This is a genomic window from Pseudocolwellia sp. AS88, from assembly GCF_030551755.1.
GTDB lineage: Bacteria > Pseudomonadota > Gammaproteobacteria > Enterobacterales > Alteromonadaceae > Pseudocolwellia.
In genome coordinates this window covers 1-14,142 of the sequence record NZ_JAUPEC010000018.1, presented here as the reverse complement: position 1 = coordinate 14,142, position 14,142 = coordinate 1, and the positions used below count along the sequence as shown (strand labels likewise).

Here is a 14,142-nt window from a genome sequence, read left to right as displayed (position 1 = left end):
AAATAATTACTGAGTTAAACTTATTTAGATGATTTATAAAAATCTAATAAACCGTAAGTAGAACTATCTAAATTATCACTTAACTCATCAGCAGAAAGCTCAGCTAATACCTTATTGGCTAAACCTTTACCTAGTTCAACACCCCATTGATCGAACGAACAAATCTGCAACAAAATACCTTGAACAAAAATCTTCTGTTCATAAAGAGCAATCAAACTACCTAACGTTTTAGGTGTAAGCTTTTGCATTAAAATAGTATTAGAAGGGCGGTTACCTTGATGTACTTTATGTACAGCAACTTTATCTATTTCTTCTACAGACATACCTTTCGCTGTTAATTCTTCTCTTACTTGCTCTTCAGTTACACCTTGCATTAAGGCTTGAGTTTGAGCAAAAAAGTTAGACATTAGAATGTCATGATGATTATTAACAGGGATTAAGCTCTCAACTGAACCAATAAAGTCAGCAGGAACAATGGTATTTCCTTGATGTAAATATTGGTAAAAAGCATGTTGACCGTTAATGCCAATCTCACCCCAAATAGCAGGTACTGTTGTATACGAAATACGTTCGCCTTCCCAAGAAACAGACTTACCATTACTTTCCATTTCTGCTTGTTGTAAATAAGCAGGTAAACGATGTAAAGATTGGTCGTATGGTAAAATTACTTGTGACTGTGAGCCTAAGAATGTGGTATTCCATACACTTAGCATTGCCATAATCACTGGAGCATTTTGCTCTAATGGAGCCGTACAAAAATGATGATCAATCTCGTAAGCACCTTCAAGTAATGAAACAAAGTTTTCAAAACCTAAATCGATAGCAATCGGTAAACCTATAGTTGACCATAAAGAAAAACGACCACCAACCCAATCCCACATATCAAAAATATTTTCTTCTTTGATACCAAATTCAGTAGCTTTTTCTTTGTTAGAAGATACCGCAACAAAGTGTTTTGCAATCGCGTTCTTATCAAAAGCTGCAGCTACTAACCATTGCATAGCGGTTGTTGCGTTAGTCATAGTCTCAGAGGTAGTAAAGGTTTTGCTTGAAACAATAAACAAGGTAGTTTCAGGGTTTAAGTGGCGTAAAACATTAGCGACTTGAGTTCCATCAACATTCGAAACGTAGTGCATTTGAATATCTTTAGAACCATATTCAGCTAAAGCTTCAGTTACCATTTCAGGGCCAAGGTTTGAGCCACCAACACCAATGCTAACAACATCAGTTATTGCTTCACCTGAATAACCAACCCATTCGCCGTAACGAACTTTATCACTAAATAATTTAACGTGATTTAAAGCAACTTGTACTTCTTCAATCACATTTACACCATCAACTATAATTGGCGTATTGTTACGATCACGTAATGCTGTGTGTAAAACTGCTCTATTTTCTGTTTTGTTAATCTTCTCACCAGAAAACATTTTAGTGCGCCAATCTTCAATATCACAATCTTTAACTAAATCTAAAAGTAGTTTAAAGGTTTCGTCTGACATTAAGTTTTTTGAATAATCAAATAAGAAAGCAGGGGTTTTAATTGAATATTTTGAAAAACGCTCACTATCATTAGCAAACAAATCAACCATGTGTTGCTGCTTCATTTCTTCGGCATGAGAGATTAATTTTTGCCAACTTGGCAGTGATGTACGTGACGTCATTTTTGGGATTCCTGTTTTGTAATTGCTTATTGCTAAACAACTAAGATAAATTTTAATACGCTAGGATTTATAAATTTTACAATGTGTATTTTCATTGTGGAGCTTGGCTATTTACATGAAATAAATAGGACGTAGGCGCTCAACAAATTATTTTTAACACATTTTATTTTCTTTAAACTCTGTTCAGCTAACCAAAAAGTACAAAGAAAATAAAACATCTATTATGTTGGCATTAAACCAACATAATAGAATGTGAACTAACTATTTAATCTGACTATGTAACCTAAACTTAGATTATTTAATTAAGTCAGCTACTAGGTCTTCTAAAAGGCGTTGATCAACAGCAAACTTACGAATACCTTCAGATAGTTTTTCTGTTGCCATAGCGTCTTCATTATGTTCCCAAGCAAACGTTGCATCAGTTAAAGGAACAATATCGTCTTTCGATTTAACTTCAATACCTTCAGCAGAAAGCTTAGTTTCTAATGTGCCTTCAGTATTTTGTAATTCAGTTAATAACGCAGGAGAAACTGTTAGCAAATCACAACCTGCTAATTCAATAATCTCACCCGTGTTTCTGAAGCTTGCGCCCATAACAACAGTGTTATAACCGTAAGTTTTGTAGTAGTTATAAATACTTGTTACAGAAATTACACCTGGATCTTCAGCACCAACAAAATCTTTACCTTCGCTTGCTTTGTACCAATCTAAAATACGACCTACAAACGGAGAGATTAACGTTACATTTGCTTCAGCACAGGCAATTGCTTGAGCTTTACTGAATAATAAAGTTAAGTTACAAGAAATACCTTCTTTCTCTAATTGCTCTGCAGCTTTAATGCCTTGCCAAGTAGAAGCAAGTTTAATTAAAACGCGATCTTTAGAAATACCAGCTTTCTCATATAATGCGATTAACTTACGGCCTTTTTCAATACTTGCTTGTGTATCAAAAGACAAACGTGCATCTACTTCACTTGAAATACGACCAGGGATAATTTTTAAAATCTCACAACCAAAGTTAACAATAAGTTGATCACAAACGTCATCAATATCGCTACCTGCTTTTGCAATAGCGTCGTCTATAAGACCTTTGTATTGAGGTAATTTAGCTGCTTGTAAAATTAACGAAGGGTTAGTTGTAGCGTCTACAGGGTTTAATGCTTTAATTGAATCAACATCGCCACTGTCTGCAACAACGGTAGTTACTTTTTTTAATTGCTCTAATAAATTCATGGGAACTCTACTAATTGATTATTCTGAATGATTACCGTGTAATCCAATCAGGATTTTAGGCATAGCTGATTTAGAACTATAACCCGTGAAAATAGTGAATACACATTATTGCTGATATTAACTTTATAGCAAATAATTATTTGGTCTATTTAACAATGTTTTATTCATATTAAATCAACTTAATTGATTTAATGGCGCTAAGTTTAACTTAGATGAACATCAAACCACAAGTTGCGAACATATTTTGCTCAATTTGATATAACCCAGTCTACTATCAATCACCAGTTAACATAAGTGAAAAGAAATTAGGTATGAAGTCATGAACTTCAAGGTAAATATAATTTCAAAATGTTCAAACAGAAATTATTTTAAAGTAAATATCAATTATCGATTTTATTACTTTGATCTTTAACGCTATTCATATAAATTGAGGTTAAGCAAACACTCAAATTAAATGGAAATAAATATGCATGTTGATAAAGCTAAAAAACGTATAGCCAAATTAGTGAAAGCAGGTGATAAAGGCTATCCAAAAATTTCCATCGAATACTTTGGTGAATCGTCAGACAGTGCAACTTTAGTGGTTGTTGGATTTACTTTAGAAGAAGGCGCTGCAGTGCAAGAAGAAAAGTTTAATAGCAAAGACAACGCCAGAGAAAGCGAAGTTATTCAATCAGCCTTAGTTAAAATTATTGAACGTGCTAATGCTAAATCAGTTCTTGAAGTGCCGGGCATTTCACTTTTATAGCCTTACTAAATATAAAGTGACAAACAACGTATAAGAATCGTTATAAATGAAAACGAATAAAAGCTGTGAATATGGCGTAGGTGATAACTCTTATAAAATGGCAGGGGAGTTAGCTGGCATTACTCAACTTGTGGAAGATTTTTATCACAACATGGCAACCCTTAAAGTCGCCGAAAATGTTAGAAATATGCATTCCAAAGATTTAATTCTTTCAAGCAAAAAGCTCGCTTATTTTCTTTCAGGTTGGTTAGGTGGTCCAAAACTCTATGCAGAGCATTTTGGGGGAATAAATATCCCATTAGCTCACAAACATCTAACCGTTGGCTTAGAAGAATCTGAAGCATGGCTACTTTGTATGCAAAAAGCTGTAGATAAACAAAATTATGAAGCGCCATTTAAGCTTTATTTGATGGAACAATTAAGAGTTCCAGCAGAAAGAATAAGACAAGTTTCTACAGGCTGAATCTGTATAATAAAAACTAGCTCTAAACTCTTGTGGTTAACGGTATAGCGATAAACCGATAAAACCATAATTAAACAAGATACAATGAGTTAAGTTAACAATAAAAACGAACATATATACAAATACACAATACACTTTAATAAACGGACACCTATGATTTTTGTAATTTTTTCACTTCTAATGTTGGCTCTTTCATACAAATTATATTTAGTAAAAAAAGAACCTTATTTTTCAGCGTTACTTTTTAGTATTCCACTAGCTATTGCTGGTTTAATTATGGGAAATCCACTAGCAGGTGTATTTATAGGAAGTGCGATATTATTTGCCTTAGGTTTCCTTTGTTTTTGGTTATTAGACAAAGTACCTAATGGAGCACCGCATTATTCTGTATTAGGTGTAACTGCTGCCATTGTGGTTTTTGTGGTATAAATTAACTCTAAAATAGCCATTTTTCAGGTAACTACGAGACTTTATGATCAGTTGTCACTTATACGACTATATTGAAATTGCCTGCATGCATCAATATCCCGTTAAATTAACAATGAAAAATGGCGAAATTTTTGAGTGCACAGCGCTTGATACTAGGTATAATGTTGCAAAAGAAGAATGTATCAAAGTACGTTTAAATAACTCTACACAAGGTTGTTTAGAGGAAGTGAATACGGATATTCAAAAGAGTGTTAACACGAAAACCCCAAGTAATAACCAAGAGGCAGAAACCTTGGTCCCTCTAGATGGTTTAGCAACACTCAATGTTCTGATTGAAAATCCACACTTTAAGTTTGTTTCTTTTACCTGAGTCTTCTTTTAAACTCAGGGTAGCAACACCTCAAAACAATGATTATTTCACATTAACGGCATTAATTTCTTAACCTTCCGTTAACCCAAAACTCTTTATAATATTTATAACGAGATAACTAACCATAAAGCTGGGAGCCTTGAATGTTAGTAGCAACAAATTCAAAGTTTTGGTCAGATTTAATTCTGATCTCCAGTATCGTATGCGTTATTTTTATGTCTTTATCGTTAATTGATACACGCCAAGAATGGTTTACAACTCGCGATGCTGCAACTTATATGCGTTATGGCGTATTAGCCGGAGTATTTATTATGGCTGCTTCATTAGTTGTTATTTATTTAGTGCGCGATAATATTCAATCTCTTGTTAAAAGTTTTTCCGCTTTATTTATCATTACCGTTTCGTTGCTTGTTGTTAAAGCTTATTTACCTGCTGGTACCAATCTATTTTCACACCAAGCACCTGTGCTTTCAGCATATAGACCAGACCTCAGTCATCCACCGCTAGCATTGGCTATGGTGTCGATCAAAGAGTTGTCGTCTAAAAGTATTAAACAACCAGAACACTCAGTTTTACTGCGTTCAGAAAATGATAAGCCAACAAAACCCGCTAAACATCATTCAATCGCAACAGAACTTGCGACACATTTCTCAGAAATTAACGCAATTAATTCATCTGCAACTAAATAAAAACAGGCCAAGTAAAGCAAGTATGGTAAGCATTTCTTTATAAAGCTTCTGTGTGAAATATCATTTTACAAAAGCATCCCATATCTCTTCTAAAACCAGTAACAAGATCACCTTCCATTGATTACAATAAGTTAACACCCGTTTTAACTTTAGTCATTTACCTATATGGAGATAATATGAAAAAAATAGTGTTGATCCTCGTTTCAGCTTTTCTATTTACTGCTTCAGCATTTGCTGAATCTGCGGTTAAATACAATAAAGAACTCGATGGTTTTGATTACCCATTTACAGTAAATACATTTCACTTCAATTCTCAAAATCAAGAACTGAAAATGCGCTATATGGATGTTGGTAATACAAACGCTGATAAAGTTATCGTATTGCTCCATGGCAAAAACTTTTCAGCTTATTACTGGGAACAAACAGCAAACGACTTAGTGAAGAAAAACTACCGAGTGATCATTCCAGACCAAATTGGTTTTGGTAAATCATCTAAACCAGAATCTTATCAATACAGCTTTCCTCAATTAGCATTAAATACCAAGTCATTGTTAGATAGTTTAAATATTAAAAAATATGATGTAGTGGGACATTCTATGGGTGGGATGGTAGCAGTAACTTTTGCTGTTAATTACAGCGCCTCAGTAGATAAACTTATCCTTATCAATCCTATTGGACTAGAAGACTACAGCAAGTATGTTGAATTTAAAGACACCAACTTCTTCTACAAAGGGCAACTTGCATCAACACTTGAAAAAGCCAGAAACTACCAGCAAAAGAATTATTATGATGGTAAATGGTCAAATGAATACGAACAACTTTTAGTTCCGTTAAAAGGCATGATTGCAGGTGGCGATTGGCCAATCATTGCTTGGAACAATGCGTTAACTTATGGGCCTATTTTTGCTGAGAATATTGTTGATAAATTTCCACAAATTACAAACAAAACCTACTTAATTATTGGTACAAGAGATAATACAGGTCCAGGTAGAGGCTTTAAAAAACTAGGAGTTACCAGAACACTAGGTGATTATAAAAACCTAGGTAAAAACGCACATAAACTTATCAAGAATTCAACTTTATATGAGCTTGATGGATTAGGTCACATGCCACACTTTGAAGATTACAGCGCATTTATCAAAGCGTTTGATAAAGCTTTAGCTGAATAGCTAGTAACGCAATAACTAAGGATTAGTGCGAGTTTCTGGTTTAATCGAGTAAACATAAGTCAGTGAGGTGCGAAACCTTACTGGCTTTATTTTTATCTACAGCCCTAAACCTACCTAATCAAACTATCTTTAAAACCAAATGAATTTAATGACATAAATCCGACACATTTCCATCATTAATTTGTCATAAAGCATCTCTAACATGCACCGCTTATCCTAAAGCTCGATATCCATATTTAGAATTATTGGGCTATCAAACCCAGTGATAGGTTGAATATTATAATGAAGGTTTTAACAAAAACAGCTCTAGTTATTGCTATTGCACAAACATTAAGTGCATGTAATAGCGATAGTTCAAATTCCGCTCCAGAGATCACGCCTGATATCCCAGAAGTAATTGTTGAAGAAGTCGTAGAGGATTCTTCAGGTGAAACAATCTCTTCAATCACCAAAGGCGCTAACGTACTTGCCGAAAATAATAACGATAAAGTTTGGAGATTTGCTGTAATTCCAGATACGCAAGGCCGCGATGATGACGATTACAAACAAACTATTACTCACACATACGACGATATCACCTTATCAATCGATATCGGTTACGACGTTAACAACGATGACATTTTTGATGGTGAAGGCTGGAAGATAGACGTTTCAGACCCCTACAATGCCTTCTTTGCCGATGAAAATGGTGATCCACTTGCTGACGGAGCTGCACCAGTAGCTATAGCAAGTAACGAACGTTCAGACACACCTTACGATTTCAAACACTTACCAGCACTTCTTGTTGATCCAATTGTTTCAAAAATCAAAGCTGAAGGTGTTTCTGTGGTGTTAGCTGTAGGTGACATGACAGACGTACGTACAGAAAACGAATACGTAGAGTGGATGAACAAAGTTGCCAATCCATTAACTGAGGCAGGAATGACAGTACTACCGGTTCGTGGAAATCATGAAATTGTTGACGGTTACGATTGGTTAAGCTGGTTTACTACAGAAGTAAACACAACCGATAACCGTTCAGTAAACAACATGGACAACGGTATCGATGCTTACACAGAAAATGACTCTTCAAACTTCGACCAAGGTTATAAGCTTTATCAAGAATATCCAGGCAGTTTATTAGCTCAAGGTTTAGCTGATGGCGAGATTGTTGGTTACGAAGAAATTGAAGACTTGATGTACTACACAGTGCAAAACAATACGTTATTTATTGCCCTCGATTTTTACGCCAGCGACCTTGTATCAGTTAACTACGAAGGCACATGGTTATTGATTTACGACTGGTTGAAAAATGTATTAGAAACTAAAGGTTCAACGGTTGATCATATTGTAATGTTTGGTCACGAAGCATTATCAACTAAAAAGCGCCCATCAGTTTATAACTACGATGAATATTTTGATTACATTAGTTCATTAAGTAATGCTGATAACGGTGAAAGCGAAAACGAAACAGAGCCAGGTATTTTAGGTTTAGACACGGGTCAACTTGGTTACTTAGAGCTACAAGATGAATCTTCACCAGGTTTATTAGACAACGTACTTAACTTACTGAGCGAATACAAAGTTAACTACATTGCAGGACACGATCATCAGTATTCACGTAGCTTAATACATCCAGACAATACCAATCCATCAGTAGGCTTTACGCAAATTGTTGCGGGTAATGCATCTTGGAAAGCTTATAACAATCGCTACGGTATTCACGACAAATACGAAACAGGTTTAGCGCAAGATAACTTCGCGCAAGTAGGTGATTACGAAGGAACAAACAGTCAGTACGATAAAGACTTAACCAAATACGAAAAAACCAACAAAATCTCATTTGTTATTGTTGAAGTAAATGGCCGTCAAATTACCTTCAAAAACTACTACGCTCCAGTTAACTTCTCAGAAGCTGACATGAACATGGGTACTTATTGGGATGAAGCGCAAAACGCTTGGATCCAATACGACAAAGACAGCTCAGGCGCTACAGTAGAAGAAATCATTCCAATTGAATGGAGCTTAGGCGATAACGCTAGTTACACTAATGACGCTTTACAACGTGTTGTATCTCCTTACGAATCTTACTGGACAACAACTAAAACGCCAGACGAAGAAGGTTACATAGGAACAGAAGCAGCAATACTTGACGGTTTTAACTTAACCTACAACAGTGTTGAAATGCTAACGACAGACACACAAGACAGCAAACAAGTGGGTGTTCACGTTAACTATGAAGATGAACTTGCAACCGGTAAAGGTGAATACACAAGCTTTGCCAATGTGTATAACATTCCACGCCAAGAACAAGCTATGAATGAACTACTGTCTTTAAGTTGGTTTACAGATAACGACGAAACAACAGTTTCAGATATTTTATTAATCAACGGTAACTTGAACCAAGACGGTACTTACAAAAATACCAATGGTTTTGTACAAGCTAGCTCGCCATCTGAATTATTCTTCGACAAAGATGCGGTAGAAACAACAAACCCAACCAATGTCGTTCGCGATGGGGTTATTACAGCAGACGACGAAGCTGATGCTATGACCATTGCAATGACAGCGCCTGAAGGTATCGACTTAACCACCTTAACCATAGGTCGTTACAATGAAGAAACGGGCGAATGGGAAGAGTTTCTTGCTGATAGCTGTTTTACAGAAACATCATACTCAGATGATTTCAGTGTTATGTTTAAATCTGGAGCAGGTAGCGCACCAAGTGACGTAGACAGCAGTTGTGGAACTTATTTATGGGGTTACAACCATAATAACAACACAGTGTGGGGATTCACCCATAAAGACGGACGTTTTGCACTTATTGAAAACACAGCAACCGCTGAGTAATAAGTAACAGTTTAAAGCAAAGGTTATCTGAACAGTTAATCAGGCTTTATATCGGTAAACCAAAAACAAAGCTGAAACTAAAAAAGCGATAACGATTTAAAACCGTTATCGCTTTTTTGACTTTTTGACTTTTTGAACCATGAAGCGAATCTACAAAAAGAAAATGTATAAACTCTATGAAGTTAAGCGATCTAAAATTTATCGAGTCAACTCACCACGTAAATTAGTCTGCATCAACGAACGTATTTCATCAGCAGGTAAATTCTTACTCAACAAGTAATGTAACTTAGTTAACGTCGCTTCAAGCGTCATATCAACACCACCAATCACTCCGCATTTACTTAACGCGTTACCTGTTGCGTATCCGTCCATGTTTACCGTGCCTTTAATACACTGGCTACAGTTAACAATAATAATACCGTTATCGCTGGCGGTTTTAATACATTCAAGCAAACCTTTATCTTGTGGAGCATTACCAACACCGTAACTTCTAATGATCAAAGCTTTAACAGGTTGTTGAATAATATTTTTTAAAACATCAGGGCTTATACCCGGATAAAGATGCACAACGCCGATAGGTTGAGGCGTAATATTACTTAACACTAAAGGTTGTATGTCATCTTTCTCGATTGTCGATAACTCACCTTCAATCACATTAATATTAATACCTGCTTCTAACAGAGGAGGTAAATTAGGCGAATCAAAGGCATTAAAACCATCGGCAAAAGCTTTAATACTTCTATTACCTCTGTACAGTCGGTTATTAAAATACAAACCTACTTCAGCAATAGGAAAGTTAGCGGCAATATATAACGAATTTAATAAGTTAACTTGCCCGTCTGAGCGTAATTGGCTTAATGGAATTTGAGATCCCGTAACAATAACGGGTTTAGATAAATTCTCAAACATGAACGACAAAGCCGAGCTGGTATAAGCCATAGTGTCAGTACCATGCAAAACTACAAAGCCATCATAATCGTGATAATGGGCTTTAATATCTTCAGCAATAAACTGCCAATCACTTGGCGACATGTTTGAAGAATCTATTAACGGTGAATATTCTTGAATCGTAAATTCAGGCATTTCATCACGTTGAAAATCCACATTAGCCAATATTGATTCTGTTAAATGGCCCGTTTCAGGGATGTAACCATTTTCACTGGCTTTCATACCAATAGTTCCGCCTGTGTAGGCAATATAGATGCGTTTTTTCATTGTGTGTTTTTATCCAAGACTGAAGTTTGTTCAAAGGTTAATTAAATTTTAACATTATATTGAACAAATCTTAACATGTTGATTTTATTATAAAAAATATATAAACAAATAGTCATATTTGAGCTATGCTAATTATAACGTAATAAATTAAATAAAGGGCTAATGAATGAAAAAACTTATAATCGCCACAGCTATTCTAGTGGCTTGTAATGTTCACGCTGATAGCAGTTCAATAAACACAGGCGCAGCAATGTCGTTAGGACCATCATCTTCGTCATCGTCACTTTCTTCAGCTTCCTATAATCCAGCTATGAATGCTTTAATTCTCAGCGAAGGTGATAGTTTTAGAATGTCGTATTTTCCAACGTTTGGTTTTAACGTTGAAGTAGGGGAGTTAGACAACTTTTCTGATGATATTGAAGAACTTGCAGATATTATTGATGACCCTAGCTTAACTACCGATGAACCAAGTGCAGTGTTAGACCGCTTTAACGATGTAATCGACCGAGCTGGTGAAAGTGGTTACGTAAAAATTAATGCAGGAATGAACGCACCTTTATTACCACTTTATTTTTATTCAGAAACGCTACAAGGCACAATCGGCTTCGACTATTCAGTTAACGTTCAAGCGGGTTTAAGTTTCCTATCTTCAGAATTATCTTACAATAATCAAAACAACTCGTTTGCTACAGCATCAGCCTTGTATTTAAAGTCAGGTATCGAACAAACTTTTGCCATAAGTTACGGCCGCGAAGTGTTCAATCATCATTTAGGTAAACTTTATGCTGGCGGTAAATTTAAATACATCACTATGGAATTAAGTAAACAAGTTCTTCCTATTATCGAACTTGCTGGCGAAGACGTAAGTGATTTAATTCGTGATGAATACGACCAAAATCAAGACTCAACCAGCGACTTTGGCGTAGATATTGGTTTAGTGTGGGATGCAGAATCTTATCGTATAGGTTTAACCTTCGAAAACATCAACTCACCAGAGTTTGAATACGGCGAAATTGGTACTAACTGTGAAAGCATTGCTGAAAACACCTCATCAAGAAGTAACTGTGAATCAGCTAAATATTTCACTCAAACTGTAGGTCAAATTAGTGCTAACGAAGTGCATACAAAAAATGCTACAGCTCGACTTGATGGCTTATACAAAGTATCAAACGAAGTTGAAGTTTCTGCAGCACTCGATCTTGCTAAATACGACGATATTATTGGCGACGACAACCAATGGCTTCACACTTCGGTAGCTTATCATTCTGATGGATACATTATTCCTTCAATACGAGCTGGATATCATAAAAACTTGGCAGGCTCTAAAATTTCAACCATTACAGCAGGAGTTACATTGTTTGATATTGTAGCGCTTGATTTTGAATATGGCTTAGACAGTGTAGAAATTGATGACTCATCAAGTCCACGCCGCTTAGGGTTCTCATTAAGTATTCAAGAACAATTTTAATTAAAGCGACTTAGACTCGCTATAATTTATCAGCATTAAGGTAAACAGAATGAAAAATTTAATTAACTCACAATTACAATTAAGCTTTAAGTCAAAATCAAAGATTACCGTTGCTTTATCTACCGCTATTTTATTGAGTGCTTGTGGTGGAACAGACCAAGATGAAGGTACACCAACAACTACAGAGCAAGTATTTAGTGGACAAGCCATTGATGGTTATGTGGCAAGATCAACAGTCTATTTAGACACCAACAACGACGCAACTCGTAACGCATGGGAAGCTTATGCATTTACCGATAACCAAGGTTACTTTTCATATAACCCGAACACCGCTACAGACTATTGTGCCGACACAGCTACCGCAGAACAAAACCAATATTGTTTAAAAAATGTTGGTGTGCTCGATACAGCCGTATTGCGAATTGACGGTGGTTACGATGTGTTAACTGGCGAACCTTTCCAAGGTCAACTAAGCCGAAGAATTTCAGCTATTCCAGAAGCTGGAGTAACAGAAACAGTGCTCACACCAATCACATCACTATTAACAGGTATTGAATCTGACACTGAACGTGCAACTGTTTTATCAGCTTTAAGTATTCAAGAAAGCGATCTTGATATTGATTATTTAAATACAGATGGCGCAGGAACTATCGACAGTTCACTGCTAAATACAGCACTTAAACTACATAAAGTGGTATCCATTTTATCAGACCGATTAACAGATACTTACGATGAAATTGGTGAAGAACTAGGAACGCCTAACGATGCTTCAAGCGCTATTTACACTCAACTGGCCAATCAAATTGTAACGTCAGCGAATGACTTAGATACAGTACTAGCTAACACAGATGATCTCATCCATATTTTAGATAACGCTGAAAGCGAACTTCAAGAAATATATCAGCGTAAAGATATCTTCTTACCAGCAGATATTGGCAGTTTAGCCAGCCCTGAATATCTTAATCGCGCTGCTAGCGTAGCAAGTTCAATGTCATCAGTTATCGACAGTTTAATTATTCGTGATGTTTCAATATCTGACACCACAACCTTAGGTAGTGTACGAGCTATAGAAAGTTTACTGATCAAATCGATAAACGAACGCGCAACCGATACTAGCATAGATAACGCGATAACCTTTCTAACTAATCAAGATAGAACGTTACCAGACGCATTAGTTATAAGCTTAGCTTCAGCCAATGCTGATATTGCAAGTTTAGCCGTTAATGATTTTACCGGTGACGACTTCGACTCACTTGAAGATTTAGCTGCAGCGAGTACTTTAGCAACTGATGCAGAACCATTCACACAACTAGGTGGTTACACATTAAAAGTTTCGGATCTCGATTTAGGTTTTAGCCCAAATAATTTAGATGATAAAGAAGTAGAATTCTATTTTGATGGTGCAGCAACCGACACAGAAGGCTCGTTTTCAGCTTGTGTTAAATACATAGACAAAGCATCAAGCGATGGTACTTTAGGCGAAGGAAATACCCGAGGTGATCTGGTAGATGGTTATTGGTCATTACTTGGCGCGTCTGAAACCACTACAGAAACTTACAGCGCTTTATTAACCATTAATTTCTTAGGTGCAACTTATCAAGCAATCTTAAAACCTGTAGGTAATGAAACTATCGCGAATATTGATTACGAAAAAGTACGCTTCGATTTTGATGGCGACTTAAATGTTTATCACAGCGAAGATGGTTTAACAGATAGCACAATAGTTCCTACTTCAGCGGCACAATGCCAAGAAAGACTACCGTCACGTATTGGATTGTAGAATTAGCAGTATGTCCCGTCCTAAGATACGTTGACGGTTTAATGAAAGGCCAGTAGCTTTTGCTTCTGGTCTTTTTTGTGCACTTGGT

At 36.1% G+C, this 14,142-nt stretch carries 12 protein-coding genes; 9 read left to right on the top strand and 3 right to left on the bottom strand.

Annotated elements, in window-relative coordinates:
• Positions 1-20 precede the first annotated feature (20 nt).
• Both pgi and tal read right to left on the bottom strand, forming a co-directional pair.
• Positions 21-1,661 (bottom strand): glucose-6-phosphate isomerase, encoded by a 1,641-nt coding sequence (gene pgi, locus Q5N69_RS12870; RefSeq protein ID WP_304369370.1) that lies wholly within the window; start codon positions 1,659-1,661, stop codon positions 21-23.
• A gap of 294 nt (positions 1,662-1,955) precedes the next feature.
• Positions 1,956-2,894 (bottom strand): transaldolase, encoded by a 939-nt coding sequence (gene tal / locus Q5N69_RS12865; protein ID WP_304369368.1) that lies wholly within the window; start codon positions 2,892-2,894, stop codon positions 1,956-1,958.
• Positions 2,895-3,360: 466 nt separating this feature from the next.
• Here tal and Q5N69_RS12860 point away from each other — a divergent pair, with 466 nt between their 5' ends.
• From Q5N69_RS12860 to Q5N69_RS12830, 7 genes are all read left to right on the top strand, one after another.
• Complete coding sequence (locus Q5N69_RS12860) at positions 3,361-3,642, top strand: hypothetical protein (RefSeq protein ID WP_304369367.1); 282 nt, start codon at positions 3,361-3,363, stop codon at positions 3,640-3,642.
• Between the two features lie 46 nt (positions 3,643-3,688).
• Entirely contained in the window at positions 3,689-4,105 is a 417-nt protein-coding gene (locus Q5N69_RS12855; protein ID WP_304369365.1) for a group II truncated hemoglobin, read from the top strand.
• Between the two features lie 153 nt (positions 4,106-4,258).
• Positions 4,259-4,534, top strand: a complete 276-nt coding sequence (locus Q5N69_RS12850) for a hypothetical protein (protein WP_304369364.1) — start codon at positions 4,259-4,261, stop codon at positions 4,532-4,534.
• 43 nt (positions 4,535-4,577) lie between these two features.
• Positions 4,578-4,904, top strand: coding sequence for a Rho-binding antiterminator (locus Q5N69_RS12845; protein ID WP_304369363.1), 327 nt, complete (start codon positions 4,578-4,580; stop codon positions 4,902-4,904).
• 143 nt (positions 4,905-5,047) lie between these two features.
• A complete protein-coding gene (locus tag Q5N69_RS12840; RefSeq protein ID WP_304369362.1) occupies positions 5,048-5,593 on the top strand; it encodes a hypothetical protein in 546 nt (181 codons plus the stop codon).
• A 176-nt stretch (positions 5,594-5,769) separates the two neighbouring features.
• Positions 5,770-6,762: an alpha/beta fold hydrolase gene (locus Q5N69_RS12835; RefSeq protein ID WP_304369361.1), complete on the top strand. Its 993-nt coding sequence runs from the start codon at positions 5,770-5,772 to the stop codon at positions 6,760-6,762.
• Positions 6,763-7,044: 282 nt separating this feature from the next.
• Entirely contained in the window at positions 7,045-9,591 is a 2,547-nt protein-coding gene (locus Q5N69_RS12830) for a metallophosphoesterase family protein (RefSeq protein ID WP_304369360.1), read from the top strand.
• A gap of 198 nt (positions 9,592-9,789) precedes the next feature.
• Here the strand turns inward: Q5N69_RS12830 and ansA are convergent, their stop codons facing one another.
• Entirely contained in the window at positions 9,790-10,806 is a 1,017-nt protein-coding gene (gene ansA / locus Q5N69_RS12825) for an asparaginase (RefSeq protein WP_304369358.1), read from the bottom strand.
• A 166-nt stretch (positions 10,807-10,972) separates the two neighbouring features.
• On the opposite strand from ansA, the gene Q5N69_RS12820 reads away from it, so the two are divergent.
• Positions 10,973-12,274 (top strand): conjugal transfer protein TraF, encoded by a 1,302-nt coding sequence (locus Q5N69_RS12820; protein ID WP_304369357.1) that lies wholly within the window; start codon positions 10,973-10,975, stop codon positions 12,272-12,274.
• 49 nt (positions 12,275-12,323) lie between these two features.
• On the top strand, positions 12,324-14,054 hold the full coding sequence (locus Q5N69_RS12815) for a hypothetical protein (protein ID WP_304369356.1): 1,731 nt from the start codon (positions 12,324-12,326) through the stop codon (positions 14,052-14,054).
• Positions 14,055-14,142 lie beyond the last annotated feature (88 nt).

Coding starts and splice junctions, on each gene's coding strand:
- pgi (WP_304369370.1), bottom strand. CDS start 1,661: ATGACGTCACGTACATCACTGCCAAGTTGGCAAAAATTAATCTCTCAT.
- tal (WP_304369368.1), bottom strand. CDS start 2,894: ATGAATTTATTAGAGCAATTAAAAAAAGTAACTACCGTTGTTGCAGAC.
- Q5N69_RS12860 (WP_304369367.1), top strand. CDS start 3,361: ATGCATGTTGATAAAGCTAAAAAACGTATAGCCAAATTAGTGAAAGCA.
- Q5N69_RS12855 (WP_304369365.1), top strand. CDS start 3,689: ATGAAAACGAATAAAAGCTGTGAATATGGCGTAGGTGATAACTCTTAT.
- Q5N69_RS12850 (WP_304369364.1), top strand. CDS start 4,259: ATGATTTTTGTAATTTTTTCACTTCTAATGTTGGCTCTTTCATACAAA.
- Q5N69_RS12845 (WP_304369363.1), top strand. CDS start 4,578: ATGATCAGTTGTCACTTATACGACTATATTGAAATTGCCTGCATGCAT.
- Q5N69_RS12840 (WP_304369362.1), top strand. CDS start 5,048: ATGTTAGTAGCAACAAATTCAAAGTTTTGGTCAGATTTAATTCTGATC.
- Q5N69_RS12835 (WP_304369361.1), top strand. CDS start 5,770: ATGAAAAAAATAGTGTTGATCCTCGTTTCAGCTTTTCTATTTACTGCT.
- Q5N69_RS12830 (WP_304369360.1), top strand. CDS start 7,045: ATGAAGGTTTTAACAAAAACAGCTCTAGTTATTGCTATTGCACAAACA.
- ansA (WP_304369358.1), bottom strand. CDS start 10,806: ATGAAAAAACGCATCTATATTGCCTACACAGGCGGAACTATTGGTATG.
- Q5N69_RS12820 (WP_304369357.1), top strand. CDS start 10,973: ATGAAAAAACTTATAATCGCCACAGCTATTCTAGTGGCTTGTAATGTT.
- Q5N69_RS12815 (WP_304369356.1), top strand. CDS start 12,324: ATGAAAAATTTAATTAACTCACAATTACAATTAAGCTTTAAGTCAAAA.